General features: G+C 32.6%; 14 protein-coding genes. 9 read left to right on the forward strand and 5 right to left on the reverse strand.

Annotated features, from left to right (window positions below):
• Positions 1-16: 16 nt before the first annotated feature.
• From F0000_RS18055 to bglX, 5 genes are all read right to left on the reverse strand, one after another.
• Entirely contained in the window at positions 17-2,965 is a 2,949-nt protein-coding gene (locus F0000_RS18055; RefSeq protein ID WP_255452795.1) for a TonB-dependent receptor, read from the reverse strand.
• A gap of 1,748 nt (positions 2,966-4,713) precedes the next feature.
• Positions 4,714-5,733, reverse strand: coding sequence for a LacI family DNA-binding transcriptional regulator (locus F0000_RS18060; RefSeq protein ID WP_149626130.1), 1,020 nt, complete (start codon positions 5,731-5,733; stop codon positions 4,714-4,716).
• A gap of 21 nt (positions 5,734-5,754) precedes the next feature.
• Positions 5,755-8,541: a two-component regulator propeller domain-containing protein gene (locus F0000_RS18065; RefSeq protein ID WP_149626131.1), complete on the reverse strand. Its 2,787-nt coding sequence runs from the start codon at positions 8,539-8,541 to the stop codon at positions 5,755-5,757.
• Positions 8,542-9,361: 820 nt separating this feature from the next.
• Positions 9,362-9,925, reverse strand: coding sequence for a hypothetical protein (locus F0000_RS18070; protein ID WP_149626132.1), 564 nt, complete (start codon positions 9,923-9,925; stop codon positions 9,362-9,364).
• 3 nt (positions 9,926-9,928) lie between these two features.
• On the reverse strand, positions 9,929-12,259 hold the full coding sequence (bglX, locus tag F0000_RS18075; protein ID WP_255452796.1) for a beta-glucosidase BglX: 2,331 nt from the start codon (positions 12,257-12,259) through the stop codon (positions 9,929-9,931).
• Positions 12,260-12,908: 649 nt separating this feature from the next.
• Here bglX and F0000_RS18080 point away from each other — a divergent pair.
• The 9 genes from F0000_RS18080 (at position 12,909) to F0000_RS18120 (ending at position 20,406) form a co-directional block, all read left to right on the forward strand.
• Positions 12,909-13,244 (forward strand): arsenosugar biosynthesis-associated peroxidase-like protein, encoded by a 336-nt coding sequence (locus tag F0000_RS18080; protein ID WP_066313279.1) that lies wholly within the window; start codon positions 12,909-12,911, stop codon positions 13,242-13,244.
• A 57-nt stretch (positions 13,245-13,301) separates the two neighbouring features.
• Entirely contained in the window at positions 13,302-14,357 is a 1,056-nt protein-coding gene (gene arsS / locus F0000_RS18085; protein WP_149626133.1) for an arsenosugar biosynthesis radical SAM (seleno)protein ArsS, read from the forward strand.
• A 12-nt stretch (positions 14,358-14,369) separates the two neighbouring features.
• Complete coding sequence (locus tag F0000_RS18090; RefSeq protein WP_149626134.1) at positions 14,370-15,050, forward strand: DUF2064 domain-containing protein; 681 nt, start codon at positions 14,370-14,372, stop codon at positions 15,048-15,050.
• Between the two features lie 184 nt (positions 15,051-15,234).
• Complete coding sequence (locus tag F0000_RS18095) at positions 15,235-15,735, forward strand: rhodanese-like domain-containing protein (protein ID WP_149626135.1); 501 nt, start codon at positions 15,235-15,237, stop codon at positions 15,733-15,735.
• Positions 15,732-16,355: a TIGR04282 family arsenosugar biosynthesis glycosyltransferase gene (locus tag F0000_RS18100; protein ID WP_255452797.1), complete on the forward strand. Its 624-nt coding sequence runs from the start codon at positions 15,732-15,734 to the stop codon at positions 16,353-16,355. The genes F0000_RS18095 and F0000_RS18100 overlap by 4 nt, the downstream gene beginning before the upstream one ends.
• On the forward strand, positions 16,352-17,086 hold the full coding sequence (locus F0000_RS18105; protein ID WP_149626136.1) for a DM13 domain-containing protein: 735 nt from the start codon (positions 16,352-16,354) through the stop codon (positions 17,084-17,086). The genes F0000_RS18100 and F0000_RS18105 overlap by 4 nt, the downstream gene beginning before the upstream one ends.
• A gap of 14 nt (positions 17,087-17,100) precedes the next feature.
• On the forward strand, positions 17,101-17,913 hold the full coding sequence (locus tag F0000_RS18110; RefSeq protein WP_149626137.1) for a purine-nucleoside phosphorylase: 813 nt from the start codon (positions 17,101-17,103) through the stop codon (positions 17,911-17,913).
• 89 nt (positions 17,914-18,002) lie between these two features.
• The gene (gene arsM / locus F0000_RS18115) at positions 18,003-18,971 is read left to right on the forward strand and encodes an arsenosugar biosynthesis arsenite methyltransferase ArsM (protein WP_149626138.1); all 969 of its coding nucleotides are present in this window, start codon (positions 18,003-18,005) and stop codon (positions 18,969-18,971) included.
• 721 nt (positions 18,972-19,692) lie between these two features.
• Positions 19,693-20,406, forward strand: coding sequence for a DUF547 domain-containing protein (locus F0000_RS18120; RefSeq protein ID WP_149626139.1), 714 nt, complete (start codon positions 19,693-19,695; stop codon positions 20,404-20,406).
• Positions 20,407-20,532 lie beyond the last annotated feature (126 nt).

The following is a 20,532-nucleotide window of genomic DNA, read 5'->3' on the forward strand; positions in this document are numbered from 1 at the left end:
TTTTTTTCATAATTTACTAAAAAGCTACGTTCAATCCTAATGAAAAGGTTCTAGCCCTTGGGTAAGCTGTATAGTCAATACCAATAGAAGGCACCCCGTTAATCTGCTTGTTAACAGACACTTCCGGATCCTGACCACTATAATCTGTTATCACAAATAAGTTTTGTGCATTCATATATAGCCTTAATGAATTTAATATTTTAGAATTCGTTACATCAAAATTATATCCTAAAGTCGCATCCTGTAATCGTAAGAACGACCCACTCTCTAAAAATCTTGTAGACACATCTCCTGCATTAAATGGATCTTCTGTTCCTATCAAAGCAGCTGTATCAGCAGAAACATTTCTACCTTGAGACAAGTTTGCTACAGTAAACAACGCATTTGCATTATTGTTATATATTTTGTGCCCAAACTGACCTGTTAAAAATAATGTAAGATCAAAATTTTTATATTTTAGACTATTAGAAAAACCTAGTGTAAAATCTGGCAATGGGCTATCCCCTGTAAATTTTTGGTTATCGACACCTCCTACATACTCTGCAATACCATTCTCATCAAATCCGATAAATTCTCTTAAAAAATATGCATATAATGGTTGACCATCCGCTATTCGCTGTGAAAATGCTCCCGTCAATCCAGGGCCATCTATCGCTCCAGTATCTAACGGTGCTTGATTATAATTCTCTACTTTATTTTCATTAAACGCAATATTAAATGAGGAATCCCAAAAGAAATTTTCTTTTTCTAGAATAGTCGCATTAATTAAGAACTCAACTCCTTGATTAATTACATCTGCATCTAGGTTCCTGAATACAAAAGGATTAACTGCTGGTTGCGCACTTGTTACCTGAATCAATAAATCCGAAGTAACTTTACGATAGATATCTATAGATCCGTTAATTTTATTATCAAAAAATCCAAAATCCAAACCAAAATTCAATTGTGAAGTCTCTTCCCATTGCAAATCTGGATTATTAAATGCAACTGCTCCTTCTCCGCCTGGTGTGAATACACCATCATTATCAATAACTGGTGCACCAAAACGAGTACGTTCTACATATTGATTTGATGGTATTTCTTGATTCCCTGTAATACCGTACCCTAATCTTAATTTCAAGTCTGAAAATACTTCTGGTATAAAATCTTCATCGGATAGTCTCCAGCCAGCGGCAAAAGAAGGAAAGTACCCATATTTATTGTTATCTCCAAATCTCGTAGATCCATCGGCTCTTAAAGTAGCTGTCAATAGATATTTACCCTTATGAGAATAATTTACTCTACCAAAATATGATTGCAATTCATCAACTATATTAGCAGAGTTTGCACCAAAAAGGTCAGCAGAACCAATATTATTTATCATAAGTTCTGTATCTGCCGTCCTAAAATTAGCTGCTATAGTAGTTCTAGCTTCTCCTCTAAATCGCTGATAAGAATATCCTAACAATGCATTAATTGTATTATCATCATCAATCTCTTTATCATAATTAAAGTATGCCTCCCATAATCCAGTAGTTACTACTAGATCGTCTAACTGAGCTCTACCACGCCCCTGAACACCCGTCACTTCTAAATCCGAAGAAAATGCACCTGCTCTTGTAGAAGTTGATTTATCTACTCCTAATAATGTTTTAAAAGAAAAATCATCAGTAAATGAATACCTCGCAGACAAATTTGCAAATGTTCTAAATGTATTAGTTTTATCAGTAATATAGAATAATAGTGCTGCCGGATTCAACTGTTCTAGAGATCCTGTAGAGGATGGGATTCCATCACTATCAAAAGGCGCCAGTGTTGGGTTAGAATAATATGTTGCAGAAATTAAATCTCCACGAGCATTTGCATTATCCGATACCGGAGCACGTTCATCATCAATATCAGATACTGTTAATTGTGTTTCTAATTTAAGTTTATCCTTGAAAAAACTATAGCTTCCATTAAATCTTGCAGTAAATCTTTCTAAACCACTATTCCTCACAACACCTTCCTGATCAGCATAACCAACAGAGAAGCGATATCCTCCATTTTCATCTGCACCTCCAAAAGCTACATTATAGTTTGACGAAAAAGAGTTTCTAAAAATAACATCTTGCCAGTCTGTATCTGCACCTTGATCCAAAATACTTAAATCCGCATCCAAAGCAGTTTGTGCTGCTAAATAACCTTCTCTATCTAATAACTCTATTCTATTAGATACAGCACCAGAAGAAATAGAAGACGAAAATTCCAACAATGGTTGACCAACTTTAGCTTTCTTAGTAGTAACGATTACAACTCCATTAGCACCACGAGAACCATATATTGCTGTTGCTGATGCATCCTTTAAGATATCAATACTTGCAATATCATTTGGATTCAAAAAGTTTAGAGGATTCTTAGCAGATGCACCACCAATATCCGATCCTCCAGTTCCTGCTGAAGTATCGCTCCCATTAAGTGGAAAACCATCAACCACATACAGTGGATTATTATTAGCTCGTACAGAAGAGGTTCCTCGAATTCTTATATTAATCCCAGCTCCTGGCTCACCACTTGTTTGTGTAATCTGGACTCCAGCAGTTTTTCCCTGAATCAATTGTTCAGGTGAGGAAATTACACCCCCATTAAAATCCTCTGATTTAACACTGGCAACCGCTCCTGTAGCATCTTTGGATCTAATAGAACCATATCCGATTACGACAACTTCTTCTAAAGCTGCTGCATCTTCTTCTAAAGTTACATTCACTGTGGTTCGCCCTCCAATTGCAACTTCTTTTGTTTTAAATCCAACATAGCTAAAAACAAGCGTGCCATCTTCTGAAGCACTAATACTGTATTTGCCTTCAAAATCGGAAACTGACCCGTTACTAGTCCCCTTGACAAGCACATTTACCCCCGGAATTGGCCCATTAGCATCAGAAACCACCCCCGTGACTGTGATTTGAGCAAACATCATATTTCCTGAGATACATACTAAAAGAAACATGAGTTTTTTAAGTACCATACTTTTCATAATTCGTGTTTGATTTTGATTAAGTTTAATTATTTAGTTGTTAAGTATTTTTATGTAAGGCATTTGCTATTTAAATAAAGCAACCAGAGGCTCTTTAAGAATAACATAATAGATGTACTAAATAACTACCGTGATTATTATAAAAATTATTAAAGATGCCCCTATGCTACTTTTTTTCAGAAAAGGAGTTGCTATCAGAAAAACTCCTTAGCTAACAAACAAAAACTAATTTCACTTTCTATCTGATTCATTTTTATATTTTCTATTACTTATTAATTCATCCTTGAAATTATTGCTTGGTTCAGTCTAAGAATAAATAAGCTGGTATGTTGTTCTAAGTTTCTTTAATTATCTGGTTTCGATAAACTTTTTTTTAGATTTTCATATGGATAAAGCAAGGCTACCTTTAAATATAACATCTCTAATATCAATTATTCCTCATTAATAATATTTTTTTGAGTAAGAATTACTTTCTATCCTTGATCCTACTATAAACTTTCTAACTTTTCTTTCGGCTCGTTACAAACTGAACTTAGCATATAACCTTCTTTATTAATTATTTATAACATCTTCCGTCTAGAAAATCCTTTTGCTCTTGATAATGTCTAATATACATCCAAGGAATGTATGTTTCCCGCCTTCTATACTTTATTCCAATAAGATTGCTTGCCATTCTTATCTCAATTTTATTTTCTTGATATATCCTTAACTTTCAATTTTTGGGGCAGATAACATAGATAATACTACTTTTGCGAATTCTAAATGATAATTACTATGGAAAAATAGAAATTAGCCATATAAAATCCTTGCGAAGATTTTTATACAATCAAATTTTTCTTCAATACCTTTTACGTCTCCGCTGTTATCATTAAAACTTCTGAAGTATACTTTATAAAAAATACTTTTTAGCACAATATAAACCCCTCTAATATCCAATTTTGTGTTTTAAACAACGATCTATTTCTTTTCTTAGGAAATGAAAATAGATCATCAATTTCGATTAACATTATCTTATTCAAGATAAATAAAATACCGAATCATTCAAAAAATAGTTAAAATATATTTATCATCACTATCTTTTGAGTTATTTTATTGATAAAACTACAATATTATTTACATAGATATCCAAATACACAAATCTTAACATTATATATACAGAACACTTAATTAATGTTAAACAAAATTTTAAATAAATGAAAATCATACTTTTACATATCAAAAAACTTTTTTATTAGAAAACAAAAACACGAAAACATTAACAATCAAGTATAGATTTTATAAAGACATTTATTTAACATTTTTCTAAACAATTATAACAAAAAAATCATAATTTTTTTATCAGTCCTACTTCTGTTTTTTAATAACACATATCCTCTTCTATCATTTTGCAGAAACTAACAAGAAGTAGTTTGAATTTAAAAAATATCAAAAAAATATTTATTTACAAATAATACATCTAAAAAAGCATTAATTAGCATCTTTTTTTGTCATTTCTATAGTTTACAAAATGAAACGCACGCTAACTCATTGTCAAAACAGTTGTCTTATTGGGTATAATAACTTGATTCTCTTTAACAAGAAATTAAGGAACCACTACCAAATAAGTATACTCCAAATTTCATTACAAAACTAAAGAACCTATCACGGTTTATAGAAACCTTTAATGACGGCTATAATGGTTTATGAAAACATCTAAAAAGAAAAAAGAGGACTCTTCGTTTTTATCTTGTAGAATCTCTAAAAATCAAGGATGTTTTAACTATCTCTGTTTTGGACTGGTAATTGCGTGTCTCTGATGAAGGGTCTTCCAATCTTTCTAACAACATTTTAGCGGCTTTGGCTCCGAGTTCTTCTGCATGTTGAGAAACAGTTGTAAGTTTGGGATAAGAATATTTAGACAATAAACCATCTGTAAAACCAATTACTGAAATTTCTTCTGGAATCTTATAACCAAGCTTATTAGACATATTTATTGCCACTGCGGCAGCGGTTTCATCTAAACCAAGAACTGCGTCAATATTATTATTTTTCAGAAAAGATTCGATTTCTTTTTCTCCTGTTTCAATATTTGTTATCGGTAATTCTATAAGAACTACTCCTTTGTTATCACCAACAGCTTCTCTAGCCCCTTCTAATCTTAATTTACCAACACTGAGATTAAAAATTGTAGAAATTACGGCAACTTTGCTACATCCGGAATCAATGAGATACTGCATAGAAGTTTTGGATGCATGTTTATCATCTACAATTACTTTATCACAATCTATTTCTGCACTTACACGATCAAACATTACTATTGGAACATTATCCCTTTTTAATTCCCTGAAATGATCCAGTTTATTAAGCATTTGAGTCTCTTGACTTAATGCCAAAATAAAACCATCTACGCTGCTATAATTAAGCATCTCTACATATTCAACTTCTTTTTTATAAGATTCATTTGTGATACAGGTAACAATTTTATATCCTTTTTGAGAAGCCTCTTGCTCAATCCCAAAAAGTATTTTTGCAAAAAAATGATTTAATATCTCAGGAAGCAATACCCCAATTGTATTGGTTTTATTGCTTTTTAAACTTACGGCTAAAGCATTGGGCTTATAATTATAGAAATCCGCCAATTCGTGTACTCTATTTATAGTTTTTTGGCTAATCTCAGCGTCATTTTTCAATGATTTTGATATCGTCGAAATGGATAAGTTCAGTTCCTTAGCTAACTGTTTAAGAGTAACTTTTTTCCTCATGACCTACTATGTTAAGATTGATTATTTAAGACTAATAAGAATGTTAGTCAAATTATCTTTGGCGCCTAAATTAAGCTTTTTTCTTAACCTATGCCTGCTCACATCCACACTTTGTGAACTTATTCCTAACAATGGAGCTATTTCTTTTGATGACAGGTTCATTTTCAGGTATGCACACAATCTCAAATCTTTTGAGGTAAGATTAGGGTAGTTTTTTGATAATTTCTCATAAAATTCCTGATGAGACTTATCAAAATTTATCTCGAATAATTTACTTTCCTTATCGGTAATATAATACTCTACAAGCCTCACCAATTCATTATAACTATTTGTTGGTAATTTCTGAGGTGACGACTCTTGTATTTTAACGATTTTATCCCTTATTTTTTTAAGAATCTTATTTTTATTAAGATTTACATAGGCTATCTGCGTAAGTTCTCTGCTTTTTGCCTTGATTTCATCTTGTAATTTAGAATTATTAAGTTCTATAATTTTATGCTCCTGCTCTAATTTCTGAGCTCTATGTTCTTCTTCTTGCTTCTGAAGTTTTTCTGCTTTTTGCTTTAACAGAACCCTCGCTTGTCTTTTCATTTTGTATCTGTTAACCGAAATAACAGAAAGAATGAGTAATAAAAACAATAAGAAATATAACAAATACGCCCAAGATGTCCTGTATATAGGTGGTTTGATTACAAAATCAAACGTGGTCCCTTTAAAATCACCATTGTATTTTGCTCTGATACTAAAACTATAATTTCCTTCTTTTAGATTATACAAGGATTTTGCTGTAGCTTCTGTCCAATTGCTCCACGTATTATCATTGATTTTAGTTTGATACACTATTTCTTCTCCATAAATGGGTAGTGCATAATCGATCCTGAGACTATTTTCGTTATAAGGGATTTCAGAATTAGCAGTATATGATTTCCCACTACTGACTGAAGCAACGTTTCTTATTAGCAAACTATTTTTTACATCCGTCAAAATGGTTTTATTCTTTTTTGTATACATAGAGAAACCATTAAAAACAGGTATAATTTTATTCTCATCATTTAATGAAAAAACATTCAAAACATCAGGTACCAATTGATCTTCTAATCCATGAAGAACTGTAATTCCTTCCTTATCTTCTACAACTACTTTCTCATTCCCCAAATACCAAATTTCATCCCCTTTTTTTAATATTCTAGGAGCTTCTCCTTTATTTTCCCCAATTTTTACTTTATCAAAAGTTTCATTTTCGGTATAAGTATATAAATGAAAATCAGAAGTTACCACAATAGTATCATCAATTTTGGAAAGTGATAAGATTGTACCCCCAAAGTCAGTAATCGGATAAAAAACCGGGCGAATCAGTTCTTTTTTATCAAAATCCAATGTAAATCTAAACACGCCTTCTGATCGTAGTGCCAGCCAAATATTATTATTTTTATCAATCTCTAAATATCTTGCGGATTTTTCAAATCCTTTTAGCATATAACTTTTCCATTGATCATTCTTTTTCTGATATACTGACACTCCATTATAATTGCCAGAAATCAAAACTTTTTCATGTGTATCAGGTATATTAAAAGCTCTAAAATTCCAGACTCCAAGATCTTCTCCCATCTTGGTTAACTCTTTTCCATTCACAGCAAAAGCTCCCTTATCATGACCTACAAAAATTTCGCCATCAACTTCTTCTATATTCCAAACCTGGCCATTAATAAGAATTTCAAAATCATCCCCAGAAATCTGAGAGTCAGTATCAGAAACATACAACCCTTGATTTGTACCAAGGTATGACAAGTTCTTATCTTTAACTACCGCATAAGTTGTTCCTAATTCTCCATAATAGTCATAAAAATAGGTTAATGGGGAATTAAGCTTTACATAATCAACACCATAGTCTAGTGCCAGCCAAAGATTATCTTCATTATCCTGGAAGATAGCTAGAATTGTATTATTCTGCAGCCCATTACGCTTATTAAGATTCTCAACCTTTCCTGTATTCAAATCTAAAATATACAAACCATTAGAAACGGTTCCCATGGCAATCCTGTTATCTTTTAGTTTTAAAAAAGAAAATATCTGAACTTTCTTCAATTCATCTGATATAGAAAACCGAACTGGTTTTAAAACTCCATCAACCAATGTAAACAATCCCTTTGTATCTGTAATTACTAATAAATCTTCTTGAATTTTGGTGACACCGATAATGTTTTCATTGATATCGACATCACTAATTATTGGGATCAAATTAGTATCTTTTAGCTTAAAGACACCATATTTAAGGTCGTTGACATATATCTCTTCATCTATCTTATAACTCCATTTAAAGCGATACGGGGCAGGTATTTTGGTAATTATATTTTCCTGATTTACATATAAATTTCTAAAAGTCTGGAATACAATTTCATTATTTACAAAATGTGTTCTCCAATACTCTTCGACATCTGAAGTAACATCTTTATTACTATTCCTTAATGGAAAAACATCAAAATCTGTATATCCTTTTTTTATCAATATACCATGATACTCATCAGCACCAAAAAAAATCGAATCTTTATTCTTAACAAATAGACTTCTGTTTACTATTTCGGGATCTGTGATAACAGATTTCCAGTTTGTACCGTCAAAAATCAATATCTGTTTACCGTTTGCAATATAAATTACACCATCATCTCCTTGTTTGATATCCCAGGACTGAGCATTAAAGCCCATACCTTTGGTATCATAATGAGTAATCTGAGGCAGCGCTTTATTTTTAATTGACTGTGAAGAAACAGTGAACGATATGAAAATAATGAAGCAATAAAAACGATACATTTAATAAATTTTAAGCACAAGTATACTAATCAAATATACCATAAAAATCTTAACATTGACTTTAAACTGATGGCTAAAAAAACCCTTCCCCTTGGTCAATACCTATACAACAGTTCTATAATCTTAAAATCTCATAACAAGTTCTCTTAGCAAATTATACAAATCTAAACTCATGTAAGCCTACATATCTTTTTCAGATTTCCAAATAGCAATTTCAAAATCAACAGCCCCGACGACAGTTTATTATTTTTTATTTATATAATATCAATGAATCTCCTGTGATAATAAATTTTACTGTATTAATTCCTCAATTCCTGCATTAATACCTAGTATGAGTTGCGTATTAAAAAAGCAAGACAGCTTTTTATCTTTCTTATTGCTTTTATAGATAGTTTTGACAGAAACATCTGTAGATTCGTACTAATTATACGATTTTTGATTAAAAAATTCGTATAAATTCATTGAATTATTTTTTCTTTATGCAAGGCAAAAAAAATCAAGCATAGCTATAGCTACGGTTTATTTTTTAAACGAAGTAGAAAGGAAAAAGAAACGATGAATATGCGAAATTTTTAGTTATAAATCGTATTAGTACAACAATACTACTCGAATACTTGCTTGTGTATGTAATCTACAGTTCTATCTTTTCTGGAAAAAGGAACACTATACCAAGAGTTCATACAAGAAGTCTCCGTATGGGAATTCCCTAATGTTCTGTGACACTTTTTTACACCATAGTCAACCTAATAAATTTTCCCTAAATAAACATCCTCTCCAAAGGTCTCCCATAACCTTGGCCATAAAGGATTCCTTCCTAACCCTAAGATAGGAGAAAAATTTCACGGAATAGAGGATGCTCTGGTTTCATAGGCAAAAATCTTTGACCCTTCCTTACTATATCTATATCAAATGTTGCGGCTAATCCTATTTGCTGAGAAAATAAAGGAGTTTCCCCTACGATGTAATTCACCTCATGAATTGCGTCAATATAACATCTTATTGGTACGCTTCTTAAAGTCTTTACAGTTTCACCTTGAATTCTTTTTAATGTTTTACACCAATCATCTCCGGATAAAAGTATTCCAGATGTTTTTAAGATAGATCCTAATTTATATATATGAATCGCTTTATGCACTAATGCAGAATCAAGTTCTTGACGTTGTAAAAAACTGTAATGATTCTCTCTTTTTGTAAAGCTATCTAATACCATCTGACCAATCTTCCCTTGCATTGTGGTCTCAGAAAGTAACGCTTCAATTTTTTTTTCTATCTGCGGTTTCATTATTGAAGACTCTGTTACCAATGATTTTTTCTTATCCTTATTTGGTGCAGAAGTACTGCTGACGACAACAAGAAACAATAATAAGACAGACAACTTTTGCATAATTTATTTCTTAAAAGAAAAATCTGTTTGTAATGAAGTTTGTGAACTTCCTCCCACAAAAACCGTAAAATCTCCTGATTCTGCTTCCCATTTTTTATTTGCGGTATAGTATTTAATGATCTCTTCGTTTATTGTAAAAGTAACTACCTTACTTTCTCCTGCAGTAAGCTCTATCAATTCAAACCCTTTTAACTCTTTTACGGGGCGAGTCAAACTTCCTATTAGATCTCTCAAGTATAACTGAACAACTTCTTTCCCTTTTAATTTTCCTGTATTTTCGACAGTAACTGAAACTATTATATTCCCTCCTGTCGAAAATGATGGAGCACTTATCTGTAAATCTTTATACTTAAAAGTAGTATAACTCAATCCGTGTCCAAAAGGGAATAGAGCTTCGTTTTTTTCATCTGTATAATGTGACCAAAACACCATCCCATCAGGATTGGAAGGTCTTCCTGTATTTTTAACATTGTAGTATAACGGAACCTGCCCTACATTTCTGGGAAATGAAACCGGCAGTTTTCCCGAAGGGTTATAATCCCCAAAGAGTACATCAGCAATTGCATTGCCAGATTCTGATCCAAGGTGCCAGGTTTCTAATATAGAAGGCACCTTTTCTGCAATGTCAGAAATGGCTAATGGTCTTCCATTCATTAAAATCACTACAATATTTTTATTCGCAGCATATACAGCGTCAAAAAGTCGTTGTTGTGGTTTTGTAAGTTCAATACTTACCTGACTTCTGCCTTCTCCAGACTGAAAAGCTTCTTCTCCCAGTGTCAGCAATACTATCTCTGCACTTTTGGCTAAGGCGACTGCTTCTTTGATCCCTGTAAAATCATCTCTATTGACTTTTAGCTCCCGAACAAAACTTCTATCTCCCATACCAAGCGCTACTCCTTTTGCATAGGATACTTTTACGGTTTTATCTACTGCAAGTTTAATACCTTCTAATAACGAAACTGCAGAATTAGGAGTTGCCATTCCTCTCCAGCTTCCAATAGGAGAATCTTTATCAGCTCCTAAAGACCCAATAACTGCAATATGCTTTACATCTTTTTTCAGCGGCAAAACATTAGTATCATTTTTAAGAAGAACTATTGATTTTCTGGCAACATCTCTGGATGCCTCAAGATGTTCTTTTGTATAAATCTCTTTCTTTTCTCTCTCTTCATTACAATATCTATAAGGATCTTCGAATAATCCTAACCTAAATTTTATTCTAAGTATTCTTTTGGCAGCGTCATCGATTAATTTTTCATCTACACGTCCTGCTTTTACTAATTGCTCTAAACCTGCTTCATAGGCTCTTCCTTCCATATCCATATCATTTCCGGCAATTATTGCTCTTTCTGCCGCCTGAACCTTATCACCTACATACCCATGAAAGATCATTTCAGCGATAGAAGCCCAATCAGAAACGATAAACCCATTCCAGTTCCAGTCATTTTTTAAAACATCTCGCAACAATTCTTTATGAGCTGTAGCGGGTATTCCGTCTATTTCATTAAAAGCACTCATCATCGAAGCAACACCTGCCTCGACAGCCGCTTTAAAAGGAGGTAACACTGTATTATGCAATTCATACGCTCCAATGCTCACAGTATTATAATCTCTTCCTCCCTCTGCAAAACCATATGCTGCAAAATGCTTCGCACATGCAGCCAGTGTATGATTGCTAGAAAGATCATCTCCCTGAAAGCCTTTTATCCTTGCGACAGCAATTTTTGAACCCAGGAAAGGATCTTCTCCAGAACCTTCCATAATTCTTCCCCAACGGGCGTCTCTGGAAATATCGACCATGGGACCGAACGCCCAATTGATGCCAGAAGCTGTTGCTTCTTTTGCCGCTATTGATGATGATAATTTGATTGCTTCAAGATCCCAACTTGCACTTTCTCCCAACGGAATCGGAAATATAGTTTTGAACCCATGAATAACATCATATCCAAAGAGTAATGGGATTTTAAGCCTTGAGTTCTCAATAACTGTTCGCTGTAATTCTTTAGTCCCAGCTACCGAAGTAGCATTAAGCATAGCACCAACTTCTCCATTTTTCAACTTCTGATATTTCTCCTTATTCCCTACATCAGATGGAGGTCCTGTTACATCCCAACTTCCATTATATAAAACAAGCTGCCCTATTTTTTCTTTTAAAGTCATCAATAAAAGAACAGAATCAACTTTCTTTTCAATAATTTCTGAAGTCTTTATATCTAATGTATGTGTCGTACCGAGGTTTTGAGAAAAAGATATTTTCGGAAGAACAAATAAGAATCCTAAAATAATGGTTGATATTATATGTTTTGAACCGTATTTTGTTACTATTTTCACTAGTTTTTTGTTTTAAACAATTTTAATACATAAATTCAATAAACATTATATACTAAATCAAGAACATTGACTTAAAATGTTAAGCTAAACTTAATGAGTATTTTATTTTTTATATGACGTGTATTGCCAAAATTACAACATTACAGTCCTAAAAATATCAATATGATAATCTTAACATTATATTTACAAAATAGTGTGAAAATGGTTGAAACACTTTATTGACAAAAAATAATTATCTGAATTTCAATACAATAAACAAAAGCAGAAAGATTCACAATAAAACCGTACTTGTAGAAATATTAATAATTAGTATAGATTATTTAAATATAAGGATCATTGCTATTTTTTTTATGATTACTAAAAATGAGTGAAGAATTCTTTAAGATAAAATAGACACTTTAATAAATCCTTAACGACTTCACAGAAAGTTTCAAAAATATGAACTTAACAACAGGGCTTATTCACAATTACAAAAAAAACAAAAGCCTTAAAAAGCTAAAAAACACATAATTATTTGGCATTAGCTTTTATTTTATGTTCATAATCCTGAATTTAGTCTTTTTAATAATAATAATATATCTTTTATTGTAAGTTCCATATTATAATATGCGACTGATAATAAATTATCTGTGATAAAAACCAATACAGTATGTCTAAAACGTATTATGATCCGGCGGATCTTAGAAAATTTGGAAAAATAACCGAATGGAGTGAAGAATTAGGTACTAAATTCTTTGATTATTACGGAAAAGTTTTTGAAGAAGGAGCACTAAGTGCTCGAGAAAAATCTTTGATAGCACTTGCCGTTTCTCATGTAGTAAAATGTCCTTACTGTATCGATGCATATACTAAAGATGGTCTTCAGAAAGGAATTACTAAAGAAGAAATGATGGAAGCTGTTCATGCTGGTGCAGCCATAGAAAGTGGGGCTACACTGGTTCATGGAGTACAAATGATGAATAAATATGAAAAGCTTTCGATGTAAGTACACGCTTAATTTTATTAAAATTTAACTAATTAAGATTTTATATCTAAAAAATATATGGCTACAAAGTCTCTAAAAAATAGAAACAACCAATTAGCTGAATCTCAAAGACAATTAGAAATTCTGAGTAATGGAATTTTTGTAAATGGAGAATTGCCAAAGTTTGCTGATAAAATTGCTGAGATAGGACAGCATCCACTTCGTCCTAAAAAATTAGAAATTCTTCAAATCAATGTTGGGTACATGTGCAATCAGGTATGCGAGCATTGTCACGTTGATGCTGGGCCTGATCGAAAAGAAATCATGACCAAAGAAACTATGTTGCAATGTCTGGAGGTAATCAAAAAGACTGAAGCCCACACGCTAGATCTTACCGGAGGAGCTCCGGAGATGAATCCCAACTTTAGATGGTTTGTAGAAGAAGCCAGTAAAGCAGGCATTAAAGATTTTATTGTACGAAGCAACCTTACCATCATTAGAGCAAACAAAAAATATTATGATTTACCCGATTTTTTTAAAAAACACAATGTTCACGTAGTATCTTCTATGCCACACTGGACCAGAGGAAAAACTGATAAACAACGTGGGGATGGTGTTTTTGATAAATCTATAAAAGCTTTACAAGAGCTTAATGAACGAGGATATGGGATGCCCGATAGTGATTTACGTTTAGATCTGGTTTATAACCCATCTGGTGCATTTTTACCGGGAGATCAAATGGCTATGGAAAAAGATTTTAAAAAAGCCTTATTAGAGGACTTCGGAATTCATTTTCATACGCTATTTGCAATCACCAATTTACCAATTAGTAGGTTTTTAGATTATCTTATAGCTTCAGAAAACTATGAAGATTATATGTATGCCTTGGTAGAAGCATATAATCCATCTGCTGTTGCCAATGTTATGTGTACCAATACAATTTCTATCAGCTGGGATGGATGGCTCTACGATTGCGACTTTAATCAGATGTTAGATCTAAAGGTTGCCAGTAAAGTAAAACATATCAGTGAGTATAATGAAGAGCTACTTCAAAACAGAAACATTATTATATCACAACACTGTTATGGCTGTACTGCCGGTGCAGGAAGTAGTTGCCAAGGAACAGTTGCTTAAATAAAAAAATAAATGAATTCAAAAACAGCCATATTAGTTTTTGCTAACTCTGCCAAAGAAGAGTTACAGCGCAAACCTATACATGGTGGTGAGAAATTGTTTGATGAACTTACAAAAAAAACGCTCTCTATAGTAAAAAGTACAGGACTTCCTTTTTACATTTTTACAGAAAAAGATCAAAAAGGTATTACGTTTGGAGAACGTTTCGTCCATGCCATTCAAAGTGTTTATGATCTTGGATTTGAAAATGTGATTGCTATTGGCAATGATACTCCATACCTAAAAAAGCAACACATATTAAAAAGTACTCAGCAATTAGAAAATAACAAATTTGTTCTGGGTCCTTCTGCCGATGGTGGTTTTTATCTTATGGGGTTGCATAGATCACAATTCAATGCTGAGACCTTCTTAAAATTACCATGGCAATCTAAAGATCTGGCTAAAAGCGTTACCAGATTTATAAAAGCTGCAAAAATTGAAGTTACTCATCTTCAGGTTTTATTTGACATTGACACTATAGATGACCTGAAAATGATCTCAAAATTCTGTAGTAAACTCTCAAAAAAACTGAATAAGATAATACTTGACATCTTACAATCTACTGCAAAAATCTGGAGATTTTTTAACATACGCATTGATGATCTTATTCTTTTATTTTACTTCAATAAAGGCTCTCCGATTTCTATCTACTAAAAATAAAACAGATCAGTTAAAATTCCTTTTATCCTTTTATTCGTTAAGGGATTTTATAATCTGTATATCAAATCAACTATCACTATACTTTCATCTTTAACCAGAAAGAGGAGAAGTATTGATAAAAAGACCTAAAAAAACAATAAGAGCAGGCAGATATTCTGGCATCAGTATATTTATTTATATGAAAAAAACAACAATACTAATACTTTCTTTAATCCTTCCATTATGGGGAGTTGCACAAGACTCACTCGATGAGCTTTTGGATACTTACAATGATGAGAGTATCCCATATATCTCTGTTAAGGAGCTTATAGATAATATAGATAAGGTAATTCTGTTAGATGCCAGAGAAAAAGAAGAATTCCAAGTAAGCCATCTAAAGAATGCCATTTATATTGGATATAACAATTTTAGCACAAAACTATTACGCAAACAAAAGTTACCTACAGACACGCCTATTGTAGTGTATTGCAGTTTAGGAATTCGCTCAGAAGATATCGCCAAAAATTTAAAAAAGGAAGGATACCAAAATGTACGCAACTTATATGGTGGAATTTTTGAATGGAGAAACAAAGATCAGCCCATCGTTGATTCCGACGAAAAATTAACTGATAAAATACACGCTTTCTCCAAAGAATGGGGGAAATGGCTACATAAAGGAACAAAAATATACACACAGTGAAGGATCAAAATTTATTAATGATTTTTACCAGAAATCCAGAATTAGGCAAGTGTAAAACGCGCCTGGCTGCCACCATTGGGAAGCAATCAGCCTTGGATGTTTACACCATACTTTTGGATCATACAGTTTCTATTACTAAAGATTTACAACTAACAAAAGAAGTATATTACTCAACAGGAATTAAGAAACATGACATTTGGGATCCAACTATCTTTCATAAAAAACTACAGATAGGCGAAGACCTTGGTATTCGTATGTTTTCTGCTTTTGACAATGGATTCAAAGCGGGATATCAAAACATCATCATTATTGGTAGTGATATGTATGAACTAAGCCAAAAAGATATAGAAATAGCATTTGACACACTGAAAACCAGTGAATATGTAATAGGCCCGGCAGAAGATGGTGGGTTCTATCTACTAGGCATGAAAAGTGTAAACTCAAAAATTTTTCAGAATAAATCCTGGGGAACAGACACAGTGCTAGCCGATATTTTACAAGACCTCAAAAAACAACAGGTAGTACTATTAGAAGAAAAAAATGATATTGATTACTATGAAGATATTTTACCCTATGAAATCTTCAGACCTTTTATAAAAACCAAAAATTTAACCCTATGAAAAAGATCACAATTTCGTCATTAATTTTATTATTTTTTCAACTTTCTATTCACGCCCAATGCACAGAAAATGCGACCAGTTTTGGCAATAACGACAGGATTCCGGATTACAATGTATCGGGAGATGTGTCTATCACTCTAAATGCTCCTGGGCAAGGGATCACTTTAGATCTGGGTGGCAATTTTGCAACTGCTTCCGGACCTGATATACGCGCCTTTCTGGTAAATTCTAACGGACTATCTGATACAGAACTAGCCAATACTAAAATAATCAACTTGGAAAACATTCAATTTGGTTTAGTCGGTAATCTAGACCCTAATACTCCTCCTGCAAGCCAAAATGGAGCAAAAACTTTTACTATCGATATCCCTGAAGGAACAAATATTCAGGATTTTGATAGAATTTTCTTTTACTGCCTTGAGTTTGATCAATTTTGGGATTTTGGAAGTTTCACCCCTTTTTCACAAGCAAATTGTAATGTTTTAAATGTAGAAGAAAATTCATTTATTACAACTTCAGTATATCCTAATCCTGCTAAAAATGTGCTTCATGTTTCTACCAATGCAGAAAATAATTCAACAACACGCATTTATGATAGTAATGGTAAGATGCTTATTGATAAAAACATAACAGATGATCCAATAGATATATCATCATTGGTAAGTGGGCTGTACATCGTAGAAGTAACCTCTGCAAAACAAAAAAATATAGAAAAACTAATCATCAATTAATAACAGTATACTAAATGATCAAATATATTGAAGAAACTACAGAGTATCTAAAGGAAAAAGGCTTTAATAATCCAGAAGTGGGGATCATACTTGGTACCGGATTAGGGCAATTATTAAATGAGATCGAAATCCTCAAAGAAGTTAGCTACAATCACATTCCTAACTTTCCGACAGCTACTGTAGAATTTCATAAAGGAAAATTAATCTACGGAATCCTGGAAGGAAAAAAGGTGGTTGTCATGCAAGGACGTTTCCATTTGTATGAAGGATACTCATTACAGGACGTTACTTATCCTGTGCGCATTATGCATCAATTAGGTATCAAAAGATTATTAGTATCCAATGCATCCGGAGCCATTAATCTAAAGTTCAAAAAAGGAGAATTAATGCTTATTGATGATCATATCAACCTTCAGGGAGGTTCTCCTCTGGCGTTTAAGGGTGTTGAGCAGTTAGGAACCCGTTTTGCAGATATGAGTGCTCCGTATGATCCAGAAATAAACAAGAAACTAGAATCTATTGCCAGGGCAAACAGTATCAACCTCCATAAGGGGGTATACGCATCTGTTGTAGGACCTCAATTAGAGACAAGAGCAGAATATCGATATTTAAAAACCATTGGAGCAGATGCCGTGGGTATGAGTACAGTACCAGAAATTATCGTTGCTAATCATCTTAATCTACCTGTTGCAGCAGTATCTGTCCTAACAGATGAATGTGATCCTGATAATTTACAGGTTGTCGATATTAATGAAATTATAGCAATGGCAGGAAAAGCAGAACCAGAAATGATTCTCTTATTTAAAGAGTTAATAAAGTCGATTTAAAATAAAAAAAGTAAGTATTCACCATTTTGATACAGAAAACCCGTATGTAACACGTATTGATTTTCTGATTCAAAGAAAAAAAAAGAACTATGAGTTACCTAGAAACCACTCACAATGTATATAAAGAAGCGGCACTAACACCAGATGTAGGACTATGTTGCACGACAAACCCTATATGGGAATTACCAGGATTAAAAATCCCAAAAATCATGCAAGAAATGAATTATGGATGTGGGAGCACAGTAAATGCAAGGGATCTGACGAATAGTCCTAAAATATTATATGTTGGTGTCGGAGGAGGTATGGAATTATTACAATTCTCTTATTTCTCCCGTCAGAAACATGGAGTAATAGGTGTCGATGTAGTACAGGAAATGCTTGATGCTTCTCGTAAAAACTTTATAGAAGCCGAAACTCAAAACGATTGGTTTAGTAGTGATTTTGTAGATCTCAAGTTTGGTGATGCTCTCAATCTACCTGTTGAAAATAACAGTATAGATGTAGCAGCGCAGAACTGCTTGTTTAATATTTTTAAAGCTGAAGAACTTAAAAAAGCAATTGAGGAAATGTATAGAGTGTTAAAACCACATGGCAGACTCGTAATGAGTGACCCCACCTGTGAACAACCTATGAATGAAACCCTAAGAAATGACGAACGATTAAGAGCATTATGCCTTAGTGGAAGCCTTCCTATCTCTGAATATATAAAAGCATTAACAGATGTCGGTTTTGGAACCATAGAAATTAGAGCTCGTAAACCATACCGTATCTTAGATCCAAAGAATTATGACACAGATGAACTCATATATATTGAATCTATAGAAGTAGCTGCTATTAAAGATCCAATGCCAGAAGATGGACCTTGTATATTTACTGGTAAAGCCGCTATATATTTTGGTAATGAAGATTATTTTGATGATAAAAAAGGTCATGTACTTCTCAAAAATCAACCCATTGCTGTCTGTGACAAAACTGCCGGAGCCTTAGCTAATCTGGGTAGAGAAGATATATACATCAGTGAATCCACCTTTCATTATGATGGTGGAGGATGTTGCTAGATACCATCCCTTTCTTAAAATAGAAAAGCTAAAAAACAAAAATGATTTTTTGGCTTTTCTATTCTATCTTTATTATGAAACTCTTCAAAAGATTTGTGATATACTATCATTTCTCAAATGAGATTATCTATTAAAATCACATATAATACGATTTGTGATTAAAAAATTCGTATAAATTCATTGAATTATTTTTTCTTTATGCAAGGCAAAAAAATCAAGCATAGCTATAGCTACGGTTTATTTTTTAAACGAAGTAGAAAGGAAAAAGAAACGATGAATATGCGAAATTTTTAGTTATAAATCGTATAATACCAGCATTTACTAAAACCGAATCCGTTTTGTATAAAAAACAGTATACTTCCATCTACATTGGGAAAATTTCATTTTGTGTTTGGCTAATTATATTGGAAATCAAAAATAAACCATCTCATTAAATTAGTTCGATCATTACATATACTACCAATCTCATTTCTATCAACTATAAAAAAGGGGAAAAAAGATTTTTACAACACCATAACAAAGAACTAGAGTTTTTATAAGAAAAGCATAAAAACACATAACACAACTTATTATTTACCAAATAATTAACTCATTCAAAGCTTTCTTTCCAGATCATTAAAAACACCTGTAATCAATGTCTTTTTAACATATATTTAATCCTATCCATACACTATCAATATCCGATTTTCGTTAAGAAGAGCCACATATTTTTTTTGGAAACATGATTAGAAAATACACACATTTAGCAGTACTAATATTTATACTAATTTTTAGTAACGTAAAAGCTCAAAACCGTATAGATCATACGCTATGGGATCAGCTTTTATTACTTAATGTATCCAAGGATGGTATAGTTGATTATCAAGGTTTTATTAGAGATAAGTTTTTGTTTAATAAATATTTTAAATCGTTATCAACACAACGTCCTGAAAAAAAAAGTAGTAAAGAAGAAAAGTTAGCATATTGGGTAAATTTGTATAATGCAATTGTACTGAAAATGATTATCGATAATTATCCTGTTGAATCTATAAACGATATAAAAAAACCCTGGAAACAAAAACAAATAACTATCGACAATAAACAATACAGCCTTGATGATATTGAACATACGGTTTTAAGAAAGATGAATGAGCCCAGAGTCCATTTTTTACTTAATTCCGGATCCAAATCTTCTCCAAAACTATGGAATATGGCATACACCAGTAGAAATATTAATAAAGCTCTGGAAGAGCATACCAAACAATTTATAAACGATCCCTCTAAAAATAGTATCAAAAAAGATAACGTACTTATTTCTGAAGTATTTGAATGGTATAAAAATGATTTTAATGATGGAAATATCATTGCATTTATTAATGAGTATAGTGATATTAAAATACAGAAAAAGTCAAAAAAGAGATACAAAAAATATGACTGGAGTTTACCAGAGAACTAGGAAGTGTAATTATAACCCTGTCTCAGGGTTAAGCCCCAGGAGGGCTCTGGAAGCTAGCTTCCAGAGCCCTCCTGGGGCTTGGTCGCTAAATCGAGTGCTATCCGATCCCCAAATTTAATATATAAT

The organism is Aquimarina sp. RZ0, assembly GCF_008370685.1.
GTDB lineage: Bacteria > Bacteroidota > Bacteroidia > Flavobacteriales > Flavobacteriaceae > Aquimarina.

Coding starts and splice junctions, on each gene's coding strand:
- F0000_RS18055 (WP_255452795.1), bottom strand. CDS start 2,965: ATGTTTCTTTTAGTATGTATCTCAGGAAATATGATGTTTGCTCAAATC.
- F0000_RS18060 (WP_149626130.1), bottom strand. CDS start 5,733: ATGAGGAAAAAAGTTACTCTTAAACAGTTAGCTAAGGAACTGAACTTA.
- F0000_RS18065 (WP_149626131.1), bottom strand. CDS start 8,541: ATGTATCGTTTTTATTGCTTCATTATTTTCATATCGTTCACTGTTTCT.
- F0000_RS18070 (WP_149626132.1), bottom strand. CDS start 9,925: ATGCAAAAGTTGTCTGTCTTATTATTGTTTCTTGTTGTCGTCAGCAGT.
- F0000_RS18080 (WP_066313279.1), top strand. CDS start 12,909: ATGTCTAAAACGTATTATGATCCGGCGGATCTTAGAAAATTTGGAAAA.
- arsS (WP_149626133.1), top strand. CDS start 13,302: ATGGCTACAAAGTCTCTAAAAAATAGAAACAACCAATTAGCTGAATCT.
- F0000_RS18090 (WP_149626134.1), top strand. CDS start 14,370: ATGAATTCAAAAACAGCCATATTAGTTTTTGCTAACTCTGCCAAAGAA.
- F0000_RS18095 (WP_149626135.1), top strand. CDS start 15,235: ATGAAAAAAACAACAATACTAATACTTTCTTTAATCCTTCCATTATGG.
- F0000_RS18105 (WP_149626136.1), top strand. CDS start 16,352: ATGAAAAAGATCACAATTTCGTCATTAATTTTATTATTTTTTCAACTT.
- F0000_RS18110 (WP_149626137.1), top strand. CDS start 17,101: ATGATCAAATATATTGAAGAAACTACAGAGTATCTAAAGGAAAAAGGC.
- arsM (WP_149626138.1), top strand. CDS start 18,003: ATGAGTTACCTAGAAACCACTCACAATGTATATAAAGAAGCGGCACTA.
- F0000_RS18120 (WP_149626139.1), top strand. CDS start 19,693: ATGATTAGAAAATACACACATTTAGCAGTACTAATATTTATACTAATT.